Annotated in this window: 16 protein-coding genes; 15 read left to right on the top strand and 1 reads right to left on the bottom strand. The window is 56.5% G+C overall.

Annotation, left to right across the window (positions count from 1 at the left end; translation table 11 throughout):
* Window positions 1–27: 27 nt before the first annotated feature.
* The 12 genes from AC58P5_RS08565 (at window position 28) to AC58P5_RS08510 (ending at window position 12,342) form a co-directional block, all read left to right on the top strand.
* Window positions 28–1,290, top strand: a complete 1,263-nt coding sequence (locus tag AC58P5_RS08565) for a hypothetical protein (RefSeq protein ID WP_497385731.1) — start codon at window positions 28–30, stop codon at window positions 1,288–1,290.
* Window positions 1,202–1,804, top strand: a complete 603-nt coding sequence (locus tag AC58P5_RS08560; protein ID WP_405082195.1) for an acyltransferase — start codon at window positions 1,202–1,204, stop codon at window positions 1,802–1,804. The genes AC58P5_RS08565 and AC58P5_RS08560 overlap by 89 nt, the downstream gene beginning before the upstream one ends.
* Window positions 1,782–2,969: a glycosyltransferase gene (locus tag AC58P5_RS08555; RefSeq protein ID WP_497385730.1), complete on the top strand. Its 1,188-nt coding sequence runs from the start codon at window positions 1,782–1,784 to the stop codon at window positions 2,967–2,969. The genes AC58P5_RS08560 and AC58P5_RS08555 overlap by 23 nt, the downstream gene beginning before the upstream one ends.
* A 4-nt stretch (window positions 2,970–2,973) precedes the next feature.
* On the top strand, window positions 2,974–3,981 hold the full coding sequence (locus AC58P5_RS08550) for an NAD-dependent epimerase (protein WP_497385729.1): 1,008 nt from the start codon (window positions 2,974–2,976) through the stop codon (window positions 3,979–3,981).
* A gap of 36 nt (window positions 3,982–4,017) precedes the next feature.
* A complete protein-coding gene (locus AC58P5_RS08545; RefSeq protein WP_497385728.1) occupies window positions 4,018–5,811 on the top strand; it encodes a sugar transferase in 1,794 nt (597 codons plus the stop codon).
* On the top strand, window positions 5,808–6,443 hold the full coding sequence (locus tag AC58P5_RS08540; protein ID WP_497385727.1) for an acetyltransferase: 636 nt from the start codon (window positions 5,808–5,810) through the stop codon (window positions 6,441–6,443). Before AC58P5_RS08545 ends, AC58P5_RS08540 begins: the two co-directional genes overlap by 4 nt.
* Window positions 6,444–6,692: 249 nt before the next feature.
* Window positions 6,693–7,931 carry a DegT/DnrJ/EryC1/StrS family aminotransferase gene (locus AC58P5_RS08535; protein WP_497385726.1) on the top strand — a complete coding sequence of 413 codons (1,239 nt, stop codon included), beginning with the start codon at window positions 6,693–6,695 and terminating at the stop codon, window positions 7,929–7,931.
* A 38-nt stretch (window positions 7,932–7,969) separates the two neighbouring features.
* Window positions 7,970–8,881 (top strand): UTP--glucose-1-phosphate uridylyltransferase GalU, encoded by a 912-nt coding sequence (gene galU / locus AC58P5_RS08530; protein ID WP_497385725.1) that lies wholly within the window; start codon window positions 7,970–7,972, stop codon window positions 8,879–8,881.
* 1 nt (window position 8,882) lies between these two features.
* Window positions 8,883–10,235, top strand: a complete 1,353-nt coding sequence (gene tuaD, locus AC58P5_RS08525) for a UDP-glucose 6-dehydrogenase TuaD (RefSeq protein WP_326053793.1) — start codon at window positions 8,883–8,885, stop codon at window positions 10,233–10,235.
* A 22-nt stretch (window positions 10,236–10,257) separates the two neighbouring features.
* Entirely contained in the window at window positions 10,258–10,749 is a 492-nt protein-coding gene (locus AC58P5_RS08520) for a VanZ family protein (protein WP_497385724.1), read from the top strand.
* Window positions 10,746–11,441, top strand: coding sequence for a hypothetical protein (locus tag AC58P5_RS08515; RefSeq protein WP_497385723.1), 696 nt, complete (start codon window positions 10,746–10,748; stop codon window positions 11,439–11,441). Before AC58P5_RS08520 ends, AC58P5_RS08515 begins: the two co-directional genes overlap by 4 nt.
* A 43-nt stretch (window positions 11,442–11,484) precedes the next feature.
* Window positions 11,485–12,342, top strand: coding sequence for a hypothetical protein (locus tag AC58P5_RS08510; RefSeq protein ID WP_497385722.1), 858 nt, complete (start codon window positions 11,485–11,487; stop codon window positions 12,340–12,342).
* 71 nt (window positions 12,343–12,413) lie between these two features.
* On the opposite strand, the gene AC58P5_RS08505 is transcribed toward AC58P5_RS08510, so the two are convergent.
* Window positions 12,414–12,578 (bottom strand): YszA family small membrane protein, encoded by a 165-nt coding sequence (locus AC58P5_RS08505; RefSeq protein WP_181024400.1) that lies wholly within the window; start codon window positions 12,576–12,578, stop codon window positions 12,414–12,416.
* A gap of 498 nt (window positions 12,579–13,076) precedes the next feature.
* Here AC58P5_RS08505 and AC58P5_RS08500 point away from each other — a divergent pair, with 498 nt between their 5' ends.
* From AC58P5_RS08500 to murC, 3 genes are all read left to right on the top strand, one after another.
* Entirely contained in the window at window positions 13,077–15,743 is a 2,667-nt protein-coding gene (locus AC58P5_RS08500) for a valine--tRNA ligase (protein WP_497385721.1), read from the top strand.
* A 78-nt stretch (window positions 15,744–15,821) separates the two neighbouring features.
* A complete protein-coding gene (locus tag AC58P5_RS08495; protein WP_497385720.1) occupies window positions 15,822–17,198 on the top strand; it encodes a bifunctional folylpolyglutamate synthase/dihydrofolate synthase in 1,377 nt (458 codons plus the stop codon).
* An 8-nt stretch (window positions 17,199–17,206) separates the two neighbouring features.
* Entirely contained in the window at window positions 17,207–18,592 is a 1,386-nt protein-coding gene (gene murC, locus AC58P5_RS08490; RefSeq protein WP_497385719.1) for a UDP-N-acetylmuramate--L-alanine ligase, read from the top strand.
* Window positions 18,593–18,847 lie beyond the last annotated feature (255 nt).

The raw sequence follows: 18,847 nt of genomic DNA, 5'->3' as shown, positions 1-18,847 counted from the left end.
GGAGCGCCTCCTCTTCGGAACCTGTTCGTGATCGGATATGTACTCCTTATGCTGCTTCTGGAAAAAGGAATTTTTCTGCTGGATGAGCGCATGGGGATCATTTCTTTTTTCGTTCTGCTGCTGCCCCTCTTCTGCATGATTCGGTGGCCGGATCAGCCGTTTCTGCTGTATATTGGCTTTTGCGTGATGCTGATCGGCAAGTTCGTTTACGCGCTTACGGCGACTCCCTTGGCCGGACCCGATGAAAATCATTATTACGAGCAGGTCGTCACGTACCTGGGACTGGGTGATTTTCTCGATTATGCCGTCGAGCATATTTCGACCTATCTGTTCAATTCATCGGCATACCCGATTTTCGGGCTGATGTATATGCCGTTCTTTAAATTTCTCGACGTGTCCGATCCGCTTGTCATCATTACGTACAATTCGGTTATGCTGATCTGGATCGCTTATCTGATTTATGCGCTGAACCGGTCGTTTTTCGGCTATGAGCAGACAAACCGCCGCATGTATGAAGGCTGGATCATTCTGGGACTGTTCGTCAGCCCGTCGTTCATGATGATGACTTCGCTTTTTGCAAAGGACGTCACCTGTGTGGCGCTCGGCCTGTACTGCACGCATCTGCTGCTGAAGCGGAAGTACGTTTTATTTCTGTTCGTGATGCTGTATGCGACAGGCCTGCGCGACTATGCGATCGTGTACACGCTTTGCTTTTACCTGTTGTTTACGAAAAGGTTTAAAACCGCGGTCGCCATGCTGGTCGTTTCGGCCGGCGTGCTCGCCGTCAAAATCGGCGGACTGGGCATCGTCAATGCGGTGCTGCTGACGGCCTTCCTGTTCCTGAGCCCCAATCCCGTTAATCTGGAAAATTGGGAAACGAACGTGATGTACCGTTCCCTGGAAGCTGTCGCGATGCTCGTGGCGCTTGCTCTCGCGGTGCTGATGTTTATCCGATATAAGGAGACGAGGGCGTTTTACCGGATTGTCGTGGTGCTGCTCTTCGCCTATGCCTGCACGCTGGTGCTCGTCGGCTACATGACCGTAACGGGACGCGATCTGGAATACGGCGTCGGCACGATCGGAGACAATATGGTGCGCAAGAAGCTGCCCATTCTGCCCCTGCTGTATATGTTTCAGGCTTATACGGCCGGTTGGACACTGAAATGGCTAAAGTCTATCCGCGACAAAAGGAGAGGAATTCATGAGAGGCCGAGACCGGTTTCACAAATTCAAAACGGTGCTGGACATCGTCATCCGCATCCTCCGTCTCTTCCCGAGGCCGGCGCTTAAATACGCTTGGACACTGACCGATCTTCTGCCGGACACGGCGGGAGTGGCGATGCGGTACTGTCTGCTGAAGTGCCTGGCGCTCAGCTGCGGAGACAACGTTTTCGTCGGCCGGTCGGTGGAGATCAAATACTGGGAGCGCCTGCGGATCGGCAGCAACGTCAGCATCCACAAGCAGTGCTACCTGGACGCGTGCGGCGAGCTTCAGATCGACGATGAAGTGTCCATCGCGCACCAGAGTTCGCTGATCTCCTTCCAGCACAGCTGGGAGGACGAGTCTCTTCCCATCCGCGACAATCCGGTCGTCTGTTCCAAAATCCACATCCACCGGGATGTCTGGATCGGCTGCGGATGCAGGATCTTGGCGGGCGCAAGCATCGGAAGCCGTTCTATCGTAGCTGCGGGAGCGGTCGTTACCAGACCGGTTCCCTCCATGACAGTGGCGGCGGGCGTGCCGGCCAAAATCATTAAGTCAATTAGAAAAGAGGGTCACTATGAACGTTCTGTGGGCACATGATCATACGTTTTACTTTACGGATTCGGGGAAATTTTACTCAAGCGGCAAGCTGCCTTACGCCGTATGGGAGAGGTATCTTTCCGTATTCGACTCTCTCACAGTCGTGTCCCGGGGCAAGAGAATGACCTCCGCCCATGAAATGGAGAAGAAAAGCTTGTCGAGCGGAGCGGGCGTCAACTTTATCGTCCTGCCTTCCCTCAGCAATCCCGTTAATAAAATTACGAAAAAAGGCTACGTCGAGCGCGTGCTGACGGAAGCGGTCATGAAAGCGGACGCGGTCATCGCCCGGCTGCCGAGTGAAATCGGCTCGGAAGCGATTGCCATTGCCAAGAAGCTGGGCAAACCGTTTGCGGTGGAGGTTGTTGCCTGCGCCTGGGACGGTTTGTGGAACTACGGCAGCGTGCAGGGCAAGCTGTACGCACCGATCGCAACATGGAAAACGAAGTCCGACGTCAAGGAAGCCCCCTACGCCATCTACGTTACCGAGCAGTTTTTGCAGAAAAGATACCCGTGCCCGAGCGGCCGCACCCAATCGTGCTCGAACGTCGAACTGCCCGAGATGGGCGAGGACGTGCTGCAAAGAAGGCTGGAGCGGATCCGCAGCATGAAAACGCCGGTCACGATCGGTTTGATCGGTTCGTTGAACGGCAAAACTAAGGGCATAGACACCGCTTTGAACGCGCTGGCGCGGATCAAAGACCAGCTGCCCCCGTTCAAGTTCCGCATTCTGGGGGACGGAGACAAGTCGAGCTGGATCGCGATGGCGGGCAGCCTGGGGCTGCAGGAGAACGTCCAGTTCGACGGCGTCCTTCCAAGCGGCAGCGCGGTGTTCGGCTGGCTGGACAAGGTGGATATCTACATCCAGCCCAGCTTCCAGGAAGGACTTCCCCGCGCCACAATCGAAGCGATGGGAAGGGGCTGTCCCATAATCGGCTCGACGGCCGGAGGAATTCCCGAGCTTCTCGATCCGGGCTGCCTGTTCAAGCCGGGCCAGGATAAACAATTGGCCGCTCTGCTTACGGGAACAGTCATCAACCGGGACTGGATGCTGGAGCAGGCAAGCCGGAATTTTGCCAAAGCGGCTAATTTCAACAAAACGAAGCTGGACCGCGACCGAAGCGAGTTCTGGCAGTCTTTTCATCAATATGTAAGCAGGGGAGTGTAGGCAGGTGTCCATTCTGATCACCGGATCAGCCGGTTTTATCGGCTATCATTTGGCTTTAAGGCTGCTGGAAAGCGGGGCGAAGGTAGTCGGTTACGATAATCTCAACGATTACTATGCCGTAACGCTGAAACAAGACAGGCTGAAGCAGCTTCAAAATTACCCGAATTATCATCATTATACGGCCGATCTATGCGACCACGAGCAGCTTAACCGGGTGTTCGGCGAGCATGAAATCCGGGTGGCCGTCAATCTGGCCGCTCAAGCGGGCGTAAGGTACAGCCTCCAGAACCCGAGGGCTTACGCGGATTCGAATCTGACCGGATTTCTGAACGTCCTGGAAGCGTGCCGGACCTATAAAATCGACCATCTCATCTACGCATCTTCCAGCTCGGTGTACGGCGCCAATACCAAAATGCCGTTCTCGACGGACGACCCGGTCGATCATCCCGTCAGCCTGTATGCGGCTACCAAAAAAGCGAATGAGCTGATGGCTCACTCTTACAGCCACCTGTACGGGATACCGGTGACGGGACTGCGTTTCTTTACGGTATACGGACCGTGGGGGCGCCCGGATATGGCGTATTTCTCTTTTACCCGCAACATTCTCGAAGGCAAGCCCATTCAAGTGTTCAACGAAGGCAAAATGCGGCGCGACTTTACGTATATCGACGACATCGTCGAGGGTATCGTGAGGCTGCTGGACCGCCCGCCTGTGCCGGATAAGGACTGGGATAGGGAAAATCCCGACCCGAGCACGAGCTATGCGCCTTATAAGGTGTACAACATCGGCAACAATTCGCCGGTGGAGCTGATGACGTTTATCCGGACGCTGGAAGAGAGCCTGGGTACGAAGGCGGACATCGAGATGAAGCCTATGCAGCCGGGCGACGTTCAGGCGACTTTCGCGGACATTGACGCTCTTCAAAGAGATGTCGGGTTCCGTCCGTCGACGCCCATTTCGGAAGGACTCCGGAAGTTCGCCGACTGGTACGTGGGGTATTACGGGTCTTAAAGCAAACGCATCTTAGACGGAAAGGGGAGGCTTCGCTTGAGCAAAATCGCCCATATTTGTACGTCGGCTATCTCTCACAAAATTTTGGCGGACAAAATGTCCGTCCTGCGGCAGGCCGGGCATGAAGTCCATCTGATTTCATCTCCGGAAGGCTACGATGAGCAGGCGATGAAGAACAGCGGACTCAAACTGAAGTTCGTGCAGATGAACCGCAAAATACGTCCTGTGGAAGATGTGCGTTCGATCCTCCGGATGAGACGGCTTATCAAGCGCGAAGGCTATGACATCGTCCATACCCATACGGCCAAGGCGGGAATTATCGGAAGAGCCGCCGCCTGGCTGGCCGGGACTCCGGTCATTATGCATACGAGCCACGGCCTGCCGTTCTATGAAGGCCAGTCGAAGACGGCTTACACGGTTTACCGGACGCTCGAAAAAATCGGCACGTACTTCTGCGATGCGCTGGCTTCCCAGAACCGGGAGGACATAACCAAGCTCCAATCGCTGAATGCCGGCAAGATCGTCTACTACGAAGGCAACGGCGTCGACCTGGACAAGCTGGATAAGGCGGCCGGCCGCATCGGCCGGGAAGAGCTGGAGACGTTAAAGGCAACCTACGGCGTCCCGGATAATAAGACCGTTCTGCTCATGGGAGCGAGAATGGAGCCGGTTAAGGATCATCACTTCCTGCTGGACGCGCTCGCTCTGCTGAAAAGCCAGGGAATCACGGATTTCGTTTGTCTCCTCGCAGGCAAAGGCCCGCTGGAAAAACAGATTCTGGAGCGCATCGCCGAGCTCGGCCTGCAAAAAGAAGTGCTGCTGATCGGGCACCGTTCCGACCTGTATGCCTTTCTGAAGATGGCCGATATCGTCGTCCTCACATCCGAGAAAGAGGGAATCCCGCGTTTTCTGATGGAAGCGATGGCTTTTTCCAAACCCGTGGTCGCAAGCGATGTGCTCGGTACGCGGGAGCTGGTCCGGCATGAGGAGACGGGCCTGCTCGTTCCTTACAAAAATACGGGGGTGCTCGCCAAAGCCTTCCGCACCCTCATCGAGAACAAAGCGTACGGCACCATGCTGGGGCAAGGCGGACGACGCAGAATCGAGCGGGAATTCACCGAGCAGATTGTCGTTAAAAGGCTGGAAACGATGTACAAAGAGCTTCGTGCGGGAAAAAAGGAAAGAAGCCGCATCGGAAGATGGCTGGGGCATACCCTCCTGCGTACGGCGGATCTCGCTATCGCACTTCCACTGGTGCTTCTGCTGCTCCCGGTCTACGCGGTCGTCGGGCTTCTTGTCCGCATGAAGCTGGGTTCGCCGGTGCTGTTCAAGCAGAAGCGGCCGGGACGGCTCGGTCAGCCGTTCTACGTCTACAAGTACCGCACCATGACCGACAAAAGAGATTCATCCGGAAATCTGCTTCCGGACGAGGTCAGGCTGACCGCTTTCGGCAAGCTGCTTCGCAAGCTCAGCCTGGACGAAATTCCGCAGCTTTTGAACGTGATCAAAGGCGATATGAGCCTTGTCGGCCCCCGGCCGCTGCTTATGGAATATCTGGAGCTGTATACCGACGAGCAGAAGCGGCGCCACTGGGTACGCCCCGGGATTACGGGATGGGCGCAGGTGAACGGGCGCAACGCGATTTCGTGGGAAGACAAGTTCAAACTCGACGTGTGGTACGTCGACAACCGGTCCTTCCGCCTCTATGTCAAAATCCTTCTGCTGACCGCCGTTAAAGTCGTGCGCAGGGAAGGCGTGTCGCAGGAAGGGCAGGCCACGACGACCAAGTACACCGGAAGCGCCGCATCCGGTATAGGAAGCCCGTCGTGAGGAGACTTCTTCTGATCGGCGACGGGGGCCACGCCAAGGTCGTGCGCGACATCGCGCAGGCCGGCGGGCAGTACGAGCTTGCCGCCGTGCTCGACGACCGGTATGCGTTCCCGGCCGCCGGAGCGGACGGGCTGCCCCGCGGACCCGTTGCGCTGGCGGCCCGCATGCTCGGCGAAGACGAAGACCTGCACGTCTTCGTCGCCATCGGCATCGGCGCGGTCCGCCGCAGGGTCGCCGAATCGCTCGGCGCAGAGCCCGGCCGCTTCGCGCTGCTGATCCATCCCCGCGCCGTCGTGAGCGGGGACGCGAGCCTGGCGCCCGGCACCGCCGTGATGCCGGGCGCGGTCGTCAACGCGGGGGCCCGGATCGGGGCCCACGCGATCGTCAACACCGGCGCCGTCGTGGAGCACGACTGCGTGATCGGCGACTACGCGCATGTGTCGCCGAACGCGGCCCTGGCCGGCGGTGTCGCCGTGGGAGCCGGGGCGCACATCGGCATCGGCGCCTCCGTGATCCAGGGGCTCGCCGTCGGCGAGTGGAGCACGCTGGGCGCCGGAGCCGTGGCCGTGCGCGATATCCCTGCCGGATGCACGGCGGCGGGCGTGCCCGCCCGGGTGATCCGGCAGGCATGAGCGGCTGGACGGTCTGCAGATTCATCCGTCCGGGGCAGAGAGAGTTACCCGGCAACCAGCCGGTATGCGGGTGGCCAACGTCTTGCTGCACCTCAGCGTGTACCGGGAGCTGAGCTGTGCTCGTGCTCGGTGTGACCGGATTTAGCGAATTGATTCCAATTTCGATCCATAAATCGTGTATCGTTATGCAGATGAACACCCTTATTCCATTTCAACGAATGACTGGATCAATCAAAAGGAGGACTGAATATGGCCGCACAGCTGCAAACTCATTCTTCACCTTCCCGCGCCGCCCGGCCTCAAACCGGGTCCGCCTCTAAGGCCCCGGAGGGCCTGCCGGGCGCCGGACGGAGCCGTATTCTCCTGTCTCCTCCGCATATCGGCGAGGAGGAGCAGAAGTTCGTCCGCGAAGCGTTCGAGACGAACTGGATCGCTCCGCTCGGACCGAACGTGGACGCGTTCGAAGCCGAGCTGGCGGCCTACACCGGCTCGAAGGGAGCCGTGGCCCTCAGCTCCGGCACCGCCGCTATCCACCAGGCGCTGCGTCTGCTGGGCGTAGGCCCGGGCGACCGCGTCCTGTGCTCCTCGCTGACTTTCGTCGCGAGCGTTAATCCGATCGTGTACCAGGGCGCGGAGCCTGTGCTGATCGACTCGGACGCAGCGACCTGGAACATGTCGCCGGCCGCCTTGGAGCGGGCTCTCGCCGAGTCGAAGCGGGAAGGGCGGCTGCCCAAAGCGGCGGTCGTCGTCAATCTCTACGGGCAGAGCGCGGACATGCTGCCGCTCCTGGAACTGCTCGACGCCTACGGCGTTCCCGTTGTCGAGGATGCGGCCGAGTCGCTCGGCGCGACCTGTTCCGGCAAGTCGAGCGGAACGCTTGGACGTTTCGGCGTCTACTCGTTCAACGGCAACAAGATCATTACGACCTCCGGCGGAGGCATGCTGGTGTCGGACGATCTGGAAGCCTTGGAGAAAGCCCGATTCTGGGCGACGCAGGCGAGAGACCAGGCTCCCCATTACCAGCACAGCGAGGTCGGCTACAACTATCGTCTGAGCAACATCCTCGCCGGTGTCGGGCGCGGGCAGCTGCGTGTGCTCGATGAACGCGTGAACGCCCGCCGGGCCGTATTCGACCGGTACCGCGAGGCGCTTGGCGGCATCGAAGGTATCGCGTTTATGCCCGAGGCGCCGTACGGCCGCTCCACGCGCTGGCTGACCGCGCTTACGGTCGATCCGGCCGTTGCCGGCATCACGACGGAAGAGCTTATCGCGCGCCTGGCGGCCGAGAACGTGGAGTCCCGGCCGGTCTGGAAGCCGATGCATCGGCAGCCGCTGTACGGCAAGTGCGCCTACTACCCGCACGAAGAGGGAACAAGCGTGTCCGACCGCCTGTTCGAACAAGGCTTGTGCCTGCCTTCCGGTTCCAGCCTCAGCGAATCGGATCAGGATTTTGTCATCGGCATTCTGCTTCATGCTTTGAACGCTTAGAGCGACCCGCAGTTAACGACCATAAGGAGGAATGAATCATGAAAGTGCGTAAAGCGATAATTCCGGCGGCAGGTCTCGGCACCCGGTTTCTGCCAGCTACGAAAGCCCAACCGAAGGAAATGCTCCCGATCGTGGACAAACCGACGATCCAATACATTATCGAGGAAGCCATTTCGTCGGGCATCGAAGATATTCTGATTATCAGCGGACGGGGCAAGCGCGCGATTGAAGATCATTTCGACAAGTCGTTCGAACTGGAAGAAACCCTGGACAAGAAGGGCAAACACGGAGAACTTAAACAAATTCAGGCCATTTCCGACATGGCGAATATTCATTATATCCGGCAAAAGGAACCGAAAGGCCTCGGTCACGCCATCTGGTGCGCCCGCAGCTTTGTCGGCAACGAGCCGTTCGCCGTTCTGCTCGGCGATGATATCGTACAATCCGAGGAGCCCTGCCTGAAGCAGCTGCTCCGCATTCATTCCCGCTATTCTTCGTCCGTCGTGGGCGTGCAGCGGGTCAGCGACGAGGACGTTTCGAAGTATGGCGTGATCGCGCCGAGAGGCTCGTCCATTGAGCCGGATGTCTTTTTCCTGGAAACGCTCGTGGAAAAACCTTCGCGCAAAGCGGCCCCTTCCAATTATGCGATCATGGGACGCTACGTGCTGACCCCAGAAATTTTCGGAATTCTGGAAAATCAGGCGCCGGGAGCGGGCGGCGAAATCCAACTGACAGACGCGATCCGCAAGCTGAACGAGCAGAAACCCGTTGTCGCTTACAACTTCTCGGGCGTCCGTTACGATGTCGGGGACAAATTCGGCTTCATCAAAGCCACCCTTGATTTCGCTCTTCAGCGCGAGGATTTACAGCAGGATTTGCTGGGCTACATTCAATCGGTTCACGAGCAGCATGCTGCGCTTCACAATCCTATCAGTAAGGTGGCGAAGTAGAATGGAAAAAATTACAGTAGTCGGCAGTGGTTATGTAGGGCTTGTTTCCGGAACTTGTTTTTCTGAAATCGGCAACCGGGTTATCTGCTGCGACGTCGATCCGTTTAAAATCGCAATGCTGCGCAAAGGCGAAATTCCGATTTACGAGCCGGGTCTCAAAGAGCTGGTGAAGAAAAACGTCGATGCCGACCGTCTGTTTTTTACTTCCGAAATCGGCGACGCCATCGAAGCGTCGGACATTATTTACATCGCGGTCGGTACGCCGATGGGCGATAACGGCGAAGCCGATATGCGCTACGTGCACGAGGTTGCCCGCACGATCGGTCAGCATTTGAACAGCTACAAAATTATCGTGAACAAAAGTACGGTTCCCGTCGGAACCGGCGAGCAGGTCCGGCAGATTATCATGGAAAACCGGAAAAACCGATTCGTCCAGTTCGACGTCGTTTCCAATCCCGAGTTTTTACGGGAAGGGTCGGCCATTGAGGACTGCATGAACATGGAGCGCGCCGTCATCGGGGCCACGAGCGACAAGGCGGCGAAGCGGATCGCGGATCTTCACGCTCCTTTCCGCACCCGCATTTTCCAGACGAATCTGGAGAGCGCGGAAATGATCAAATATGCGGCCAACGCTTTTCTGGCCACCAAAATTTCTTTTATCAACGGGATCGCCAACGTTTGCGAACGTGTCGGCGCCGACGTCACGTCCGTTGCCGCAGGCATGGGTCTGGACAGCCGGATCGGCGCGAAGTTCCTGCAAGCGGGCATCGGTTACGGGGGAAGCTGCTTCCCCAAAGATACCTTTGCGCTTTCTTATATCGCCGAAGAAGCGGGATTTGATTTCTCCCTGCTGAAATCGGTTATCGCAGCCAACGACGAACAGCGATTTGTTGTCGTGGACAAGTTAAAACAGGCTCTGGGCTGCCTGGAAGGCAAAAAGATCGGTGTCCTCGGACTTGCCTTCAAGCCGAACACCGACGATATGCGCTACGCTCCTTCCTTGACGATTATTCCGGAACTGGTCCGGCTCGGCGCCTCCGTACGCGCCTACGATCCTATCGCGATGCAGGCCGCGCGCAATCAGATCGCCGAGTATTACGAAGATTTCGAGACGCTTGAAGAAGCATTGGAAGGCTGCGATGCCTGCCTCATTTTGACGGAATGGAGTGAAATCGTCGAAATGGATCTGGCCCGGGTGAAACAGCTGCTGACGGCCCCGATCATCGTGGACGGGCGCAACTGCTTCTCCGTCCGGGAAATGAAAGAGCGGGAGTTCGTCTATTATTCCGTCGGGCGTCCCGCCGTCACAACCGGCAGCGCAAATGCCAGTGCGGCCAAAACCGTCTCGCTCTAAGCTTTTATGGATTTTGCCTGTATTGCTGTGGACGCTGCTCGTCTTCCATTGGTCTCATCAATCGTTTCGCGAGCAGAGCATACAGCCTTTATTGCATAAACTTTTCACAAAGGAGGAGATTCATGACTATATCCCGCAGGTGACGGTGCGCTATCATCATACGATTATTCGGGCGCAGTCCGATCCGATGCGGTTCATCGAATTTATTTTCCGTAAAGCAGCCCATCTGGTTGTTTATGCCGTACTTGCCGCACTTGCGTATCAGGCTCTTTCTCTCTGGGGGAGCCGGCGGTGGAAGCGGATAATGTTTTCCCTGCTGTATGTTGTCGTGATCGCAATGGGCGATGAATGGGTTCAATCGGCTGCAGCAATGCGTACCAGCGCAATACAGGATGTTGTCTTGGATACAGCAGGAGGCTTGGCGGGACTATCGGCAGCCGTGTGGGCGGTGCCTTGGGGGATTCGGCTTTGGCGGACAAATATCCGGATTAAAAGGCGGGAGGCCGGGAGATGAACAAACGACGCCGCTTGTTCCTTTGGACGGGGACAGGCATCCTTATAGCGGGAATGGCCGGGAGTTTTGCGGCCGTCCGGATTTCGGATGAAATGATCCGGACGGTGGCCTCCTTAAGTCATGGGCAGGCGGATTCTGAAGCGGACGCTGCGGGCAAGGAAGCGCCGGAAGGCCCCCCGGTTCCGGGTGGCCAGGCGCCGGCTTCGCCCGGTGCGGATGCACAGGACGGCTTCCGTCCGCAGGAAGCTTTCCCGGGCGTAAAGGCCGCGCCGGGCAGCGGGAAAGCTTCTGCGTCTGCGGCTCCGTCCGCCAGGCCGGCCCCGAGTGAAGCAGAGCGCCAGGCAGACGGATTGGCGGAGGCCGGCAGCGGCGGACGCGGGAGCGGAAGTGCGAAGAGCCGCTCCAAAGACCCGGCAGCCATATCGGCGGACCGGGCCGAGCGCGTAAGCGAGGAGATTTCCTGGCCGGAGCGGATGAAGATTACATCCGTTCTGCTGAAGCGGCTGCAGGCAAGCGACATCAAGCAACTAAGCCTCCTCCTGAAGGACGGCGTGTCACGTGAAGAAAAGAAAAAGGCGAAGGCGATCATTTTGGCCAAGCTGAGCGAAAGCGAGTATAACGAGCTGATTGCCATTGCAGGCAAATATGGTTTGAGCAAAGGCAAGTCGTATCAGCAATCCGTTAACGAGTAAGCTCCGGTTTCGGCAGAACGCCCGCCAAGAGGAGAGTGAAAGTGTGAAAAGGTTAAATAAAGCGCTCGTGGCCGCCATGCTGCTGGCCCTGTTGTCCCCGGCTTTCCAGCCGGTCCAGGCGAATGCGCAAGCGGCAGTAAACCAGAACGCCCGCACAAGTTTTGATCAGCTTGCCAATAATGTTTGGGGCTTTCTGAATGAATACCTGCTCCCGATTCTTACGGGCGGCAATCAGAAGTTCCCAGTCCCTAAGCCTGAGCCTAAGCCAGACCCGGCGCCTGTTCCAACACCTGTCCCAACGCCTGTCCCAACGCCTGTTCCGGATTCCGGTAACGGGAAGGGCCAGAACAACGGCGGCGGTCAGGGCAACGGAAACGGCCAGGGCAACGGAAACGGCCAGGATAAAGGCCCGGACAAGGACACCGACAAAGGCAACCAGGCCGGCGGTAACGGTAACGGTAACGGTCAAGATAAAGGAAACAACGGAAACAACGGAAACAACGGAAACAACGGAAACAACGGAAACAACGGAAACAACGGAAACAACGGAAACAACGGAAACAACGGAAACAACGGCAAGGACCGTGATGACCGGTACGACTCCATCAACAAAGAAACGATTCAAAAGCTGAATGCGCTGAAATCGGCGTGCCAGCGGGACCTCGTTTCTTATGCGATCCAGTTTTCCGGGGCCACGACAACGCACCAGAAATCCACTCTTTATAAGGAAGCTTCCGAGCGTTTCGCCCAGTGCGTGTCCGATTTCAGGGATATTGTGGGCAGTGCCCAGAATACGCTTCAAAATGAAGGATTCAGCACCGACATTATTAACCAGTATGAGCGTGAGTACGATATTCAGATGGAGACAGGCCGCATGCTGCTTGATACCATTGTGAAGTAAGGAAGCAAGGGCCGGTGGCGCATCCAGCGCTGCCGGTTTTTTTTGCCTGTTTTTTTGCAAACCTACTATTATTAATAGACGTCCAGAAGAAAACCGAGATAGGCCAGAAAAAGAACGAACAAGAGAAAGACATCCAGGCCGTTGGGAAAGATCAGCGTGCGGACAAACTGGATGCAGATGAGCGGGAAAAGTACGCCCCGAACGGTGTACCGGGTTTTCCACCACCATTTTTGCATGAGTATCCCCCTCAGATAATAAAAATTTCCGCTACCAGTTTATGCGGGCGTCCCCTTGGATATGATGGATAATAGCCCTTTTCGTATTGAAAAGATTGACGTTTTTGGTCCGTTTGGTTTATCATAAAGTGTAATTTAACGGTTTGCTTTACAAACATTTTTCATTACGTTGAATCGACGTGGATGGGGAGTAGTAGACGGCGAGCCCTTCAGAGAGTGGAATTGCAGCGCTGGAAGGTTCCACAGGGAGATAAACGGCCGTTCGAAGTCGCCCCGGAGTTGTTTGCGTGAGCACTCACCCGCTTTAATGCGGTGTAGTATAGCGCGAACCGGCCCGCACCGTTATATGCGTCTCAAGTGTCACGTTTCGCTCGTTTGGGGAGCATGCGTGAAATGAAGGTGGTACCACGGAAGCACATCCTTTCGTCCTTTGCGGCGAAGGGATTTTTTTGTTAGCTGGAGCAGCTGCGCAAGGTATTTGAATGGAGGAAATGGACTATGGCAGAAACAAGCGATAAAAACTCGGTATCCATGCCGACAACCTACGATCCCTCGCAAAGCGAGAAAAAATGGTACGACTACTGGATTTCTAACGGATTTTTCCGTGCCGGGCAGCGTCCGGACGCGGAAACCTATACAATTGTAATCCCGCCGCCGAACGTAACGGGCATGCTGCACCTGGGCCATGCGCTCGATTTTACGCTGCAGGATATTCTGGTGCGCACGAAGCGGATGCAGGGCTATGACGCCCTCTGGCTTCCGGGCTCCGACCACGCGGGTATCGCCACACAAACCAAGGTAGAGCAAAAGCTGCGCGAAGAGGGGCTTTCCCGCTACGACCTCGGACGGGAGAAGTTTCTGGAGAAAGTGTGGGAATGGAAAGACCTGTACGCGGAAACCATCCGCGAGCAATGGGCGAAAATGGGCTTTTCCCTCGATTATTCGCGTGAACGATTTACACTCGACGAAGGTTTGTCCAAAGCCGTGCGCGAAGTTTTCGTGAGCCTGTACAACAAGGGCCTTATTTACCGCGGTAAATATATCATCAATTGGGACCCGAAAGCGCGGACCGCTTTATCCGACATCGAGGTTGAATATAAAGAAATCCAGGGCAGCCTGTACCACCTCGTTTATCCGCTCAAAGACGGCAGCGGCTCCATTACGGTAGCGACTACCCGTCCGGAAACGATGCTCGGCGATACGGCCGTTGCCGTTCATCCGGAAGACGAGCGTTACAAGCATATGATCGGAAAAATGCTCGTGCTGCCGGTGGTCGGCCGTGAAATTCCGGTTATCGCCGACGAGTACGTCGAGAAAGATTTCGGAAGCGGTGCGGTTAAAATTACTCCGGCGCACGATCCGAACGACTTCGAAGTGGGCAAGCGCCATGATCTGCCGCAAATTCTCGTGATGGACGAATCCGGCACGATGAATGCCAACGCGGGTCCTTACCAGGGACTGGACCGCGCGGACTGCCGCAAGAAAATCGTAGCCGATCTGCAGGAGCAGGGGGTCCTTGTCAAAATCGAGGAGCACGTGCACCAGGTCGGACACAGCGAGCGCAGCGGCGCCGTCGTAGAGCCTTACTTGTCCACGCAGTGGTTCGTGAAGATGCAGCCGCTTGCCGAGCGCGCCATTGAAGCGCAGAAGAACGGCACCGGCGTTAACTTCGTTCCGGACCGTTTCGAGAAGATCCACCTGCAGTGGATCGAAAATGTACGCGACTGGTGCATTTCCCGCCAGCTCTGGTGGGGACACCGTATTCCGGCCTGGTACTGCACGGACTGCGGCGAGGTGACCGTCGCTCAGCAGGACGCTCATGCCTGCGGGCACTGCGGAAGCGAAAATATCCGTCAGGACGAGGACGTGCTGGATACCTGGTTCTCCTCCGCGCTGTGGCCGTTCTCGACACTCGGCTGGCCGGAGCAGACCGAAGATTTGCAGCGCTACTATCCGACGAATGTGCTTGTCACCGGCTATGACATTATTTATTTCTGGGTAGCCCGGATGATTTTCAGCGGCCTGGAATTTACGGATCAAGTTCCGTTCAAAGACGTGCTGCTGCACGGTCTCATCCGCGACTCGGAAGGCCGCAAAATGTCCAAATCGCTGGGCAACGGCGTCGATCCTCTGGAAATTATCGAGAAATACGGCGCGGATGCCATGCGGTATATGCTTTCGACTTCGAGCACGCCGGGACAGGATCTGCGCTTCCGTATCGAACGCGTGGAACAGACACGCAACTTCGCGAACAAGATCTGGAACGCTTCGCGTTTTGCGCTGATGAATCTCGAAGGATTCACGGCTGCGGACATCGATCTGAGCGGCAAGCTCGGAACGGCCGACCGCTGGATTTTGCACCGTCTGAACGAAACGGCACGCGATGTAACCCGTCTGATCGACCAATACGAATTCGGCGAAACCGGTCGTCTGCTGTATAACTTCATTTGGGACGATCTATGCGACTGGTATATCGAATTCAGCAAGCTCTCCCTGTACGGGGAAGACGAAGCGGCCAAGAAAACGACGAAATCCGTTCTGGCCTATGTGCTTGACCGTACGCAGCGCTTGATTCATCCGTTTATGCCGTTCATCTCGGAAGAAATCTGGCAGCATCTGCCTCACGAAGGCGATACGATCACGCTGGCCGCCTGGCCGGTGTACGATGCGCAGTTCGAAGCGCCGGAAGCGGTACGCGAAATGGAGCTGCTCATGGACATTATCCGCGCCGTGCGCAACATCCGTGCGGAAGTGAACGTTCCGATGAGCAAGAAGATCGAGCTGCTCGTCAAGCCTTCCGGCCAGGACATAGAGACGATTCTTTCCCGTAACGAAGAGTATCTCCGCCGTTTCTGCAGCACCTCGGAGCTGAGCATTTCCGCGGGAATGGCGTCGCCCGACAAGGCGATGACGGCTGTCGTGACGGGAGCGGAGCTGTTCCTGCCGCTCGCGGGACTTATCGATATCACCCAGGAAGTGGCCCGTCTGGAGAAGGAAATGCAGACGCTCATCGGGGAAGTGACCCGGATCGAGAAAAAGCTTTCCAATGAAGGCTTCATCGCCAAAGCTCCGGCCAAAGTCATTGAAGAAGAAAAAGCCAAAATGGCCGACTACGCGGATAAACGCGACAAAGTCGTTGCCCGTCTGGCCGAATTGAAAGCCTAAGCTTGCATTATATCGCGGTGCACCCGTCTGGTTTGGCGGGGAGCACCGCGATTCACATCAATCAAAGGGATGATAGTCATGGAACAACACACAGAAGCGGCTTCCCCGTTCAAGACTTACACCGAAGCAGTGAACTGGATTACCGGACTCGTGCCGATCGGCATCAAACCCGGACTCAAACGAATGGACCTGCTGATGGAAAAACTCGGTCATCCTCACCGGAGACTGAAGTTCATACACGTCGGCGGCACGAACGGCAAAGGATCGACCTGCGCCTTCCTGACGAAGGTGCTTATCCGCAGCGGATACGATGTCGGAACCTTTACGTCCCCATATCTCGAAAAGTTTACGAACCGTATACAGTATAACGGTCAAGATATTGAAGAAGAGGCTCTCCTGCTTCTGGCGAACCGGCTGAAGCCGATCGCCGACGAACTGGCGGAAACCGAATTGGGTTCCCCGACGATGTTCGAAATTTGCACGGCGCTGGCGCTCTTGTATTTCGGCACAGTCACGTTCCCGGATTATGTTGTCCTGGAGGTGGGTCTCGGCGGCCGTCTCGACTGCACGAACATCGTGTCGCCGGTCATTTCCGTTATCACGAACATCGGCCACGATCATATGGATATTCTCGGTGATACATTGGAGCAGGTTGCGCTTGAGAAGGCGGGCATCATCAAGCCCGGCGTGCCCCTGGTTACGACTGTGGAACAGCCCGAGCTTGCGGAACTGTTTATCCGGGACGCCAAGAGCAAACGCACGACCGTTTATCTCCTGGGCAAGCAGTTTACTTACGAGCCCGTCTCGACGGAGCTGGACGGCCAGAAGCTGAACTTCACGGGACCGTTCCGTTCGATCGAGAACGTGCCTGTCTCCCTTAACGGGGCGCACCAGCTGAAAAATGCCGCTACGGCGCTGATGACGCTCGAAGTCTTGCGCCAGTATAACGCGCTCATCGTGGACGACGAAGATCTTTTCGCCGCCATGAGCGAAACGCAGTGGCCCGGCCGCCTTGAAATAGTTTCCGGCAATCCGCGGATTCTGCTGGACGGAGCCCACAACCCCGAGGGGGCGCAGACGTTGGCCGCCGCCCTGAAAGACACGTATTCCTATAAGAAACTGCATTTGATGGCCGGCATGTTGTCCACGAAGAATCAACCCGGCTATTTCAGGCATATACTACCAATGGTGGATACGCTTATCCTTACGGAACCGGATTTTCATAAAAAAGAAAGTGCATCCCGTCTGGCCGACCGGGCCCGGGAGACCCTCCGGGAACTGGACGTGAACCGGGATATCGATATCGTGGTGGAACCGGATTGGAAGAAAGCCCTGGAACAATTGAAGCAGCGAACGGGACAGGATGATCTGGCGGTCGTATCCGGCACGCTGTACTTGATTTCTGATGTTCGTTCTTGGCTCTTATACACGACCGACTCTGAAAAAGGATGGTGAGAACGACATTGAATACCCCAGAACACGTACATTTTATCGGCATCGGCGGCTACGGTATGAGTGCGATCGCCAAAGTGATGCTGGAAATGGGTTACCAGGTATCCGGCTCCGATCTGGCCCAGCAGGAATTGACGGAAAAGCTTAGGGCCAAAGGCGCCCGCGTCTATATCGGGCATGAAGCCCAGAACGTGAACGGAGCGGACCTCGTGGTCTACTCCACGGCGTTGTCCAAGGACAATGTGGAAATGGTCGCGGCCGGAGAGCAGAACATTCCGGTTATTCACCGCTCGCAAATGCTTGCGAGATTGATGAATGAGCGCAAAGGGATCGCGGTCGCCGGAGCGCACGGCAAAACGACCACCTCTTCCATGATCGCGCTTGTGATGGAGCGCTGCGGAACAGATCCGACGTATATCATCGGCGGCGAGATCATGAACATCGGCTCGAATGCCAAAGCGGGCAAAGGCGACTACGTCGTAGCCGAAGCGGACGAGAGCGACGGCACTTTCCTGCAGTATCATCCGACGCTGGCCCTCGTGAACAACATCGAGGCGGATCATCTGGAAAACTATGACGGAGATTTCGAGAATCTGAAAAAAGCCTATGCCCAGTTCCTCAGCCAGGTGAGAGAAGACGGCAAGGCGATCATCTGTCTCGATGACGAATATTTGCGGGGCATGCTTCCGCAGATCAAAAGCGAGACCCTTACTTACGCCATTGACCGGGATGCCGACTATGTGGCGACGGACATCGAGCTGGGCGACCGGAAAGTGTCCTTCAACGTTCGCCATGGCGGCGAAACGCTCGGCAAGGTGCGCTTGTCGGTTCCGGGCCGGCACAACGTATACAATGCGATGGCTACGCTGATTACGTGTCTGGAAGCGGGCCTGACCTTTGACCAGATCGCCGAGGCGATCGAGGAGTTCCGCGGCGCCAAACGGAGATTTCAGGTGCTGGGTGAAGTAAACGACATTCTCGTGATCGACGATTACGCCCATCATCCTACGGAAATCGAGGCGACGATCTCTGCGGCCAAGGCGACCCGCAAGCATCTTATCGCGGTTTTCCAGCCTCAGCGCTATACGCGTACGTTTTACTTATTCGAACAATTCAGCCATGCGTTCAAAGAGGCGGACGAGGTGCTGATCACCGACATCTACTCGCCGGCCGGCGAGAAGCAGATCGAAGGAATCAGCTCCGAGAAGCTCGTCGAACTGATCCGCAAGAACAGCAATCCGAATGTCACCTACATTCCGACCCGCGGCGAAGCGGAAGTGTATTTGACGGACCGCGTTAAACCGGGCGACCTCGTCATCACGATGGGAGCCGGAGACATTTGGAAAACGGCGGACGGCCTCGCCAAAACGCTTCGCGCCCGCTATGAGGCGGAGTAAGCAAATTTTTTAATTGAAATCAAAAAAGTACTGCACGCCGCAGTACGAAAACCTTCCGCAGCTCTCGCTGACGGGAGGTTTTTTTATGGGGAAATTTTACGTTCCGGGCAGGGGAGCAGGCTGATTAGATAGTCCGCAAATAAAATGGAGGATGGCCGCTGTGTTCTTTCGTACAAAAATAGTGCTTTCTAAGAGCGGCGGGAAGCGCATCGCGAGTTTAAAAGCCTACTGACTATTCTTTCATATACCAAGATT

The sequence above is a fragment of the Paenibacillus sp. JT31N7 genome, assembly GCF_059692095.1.
Note: the sequence above shows the minus strand (reverse complement) of the source record. Positions and strands in the feature narration are given on the sequence as shown.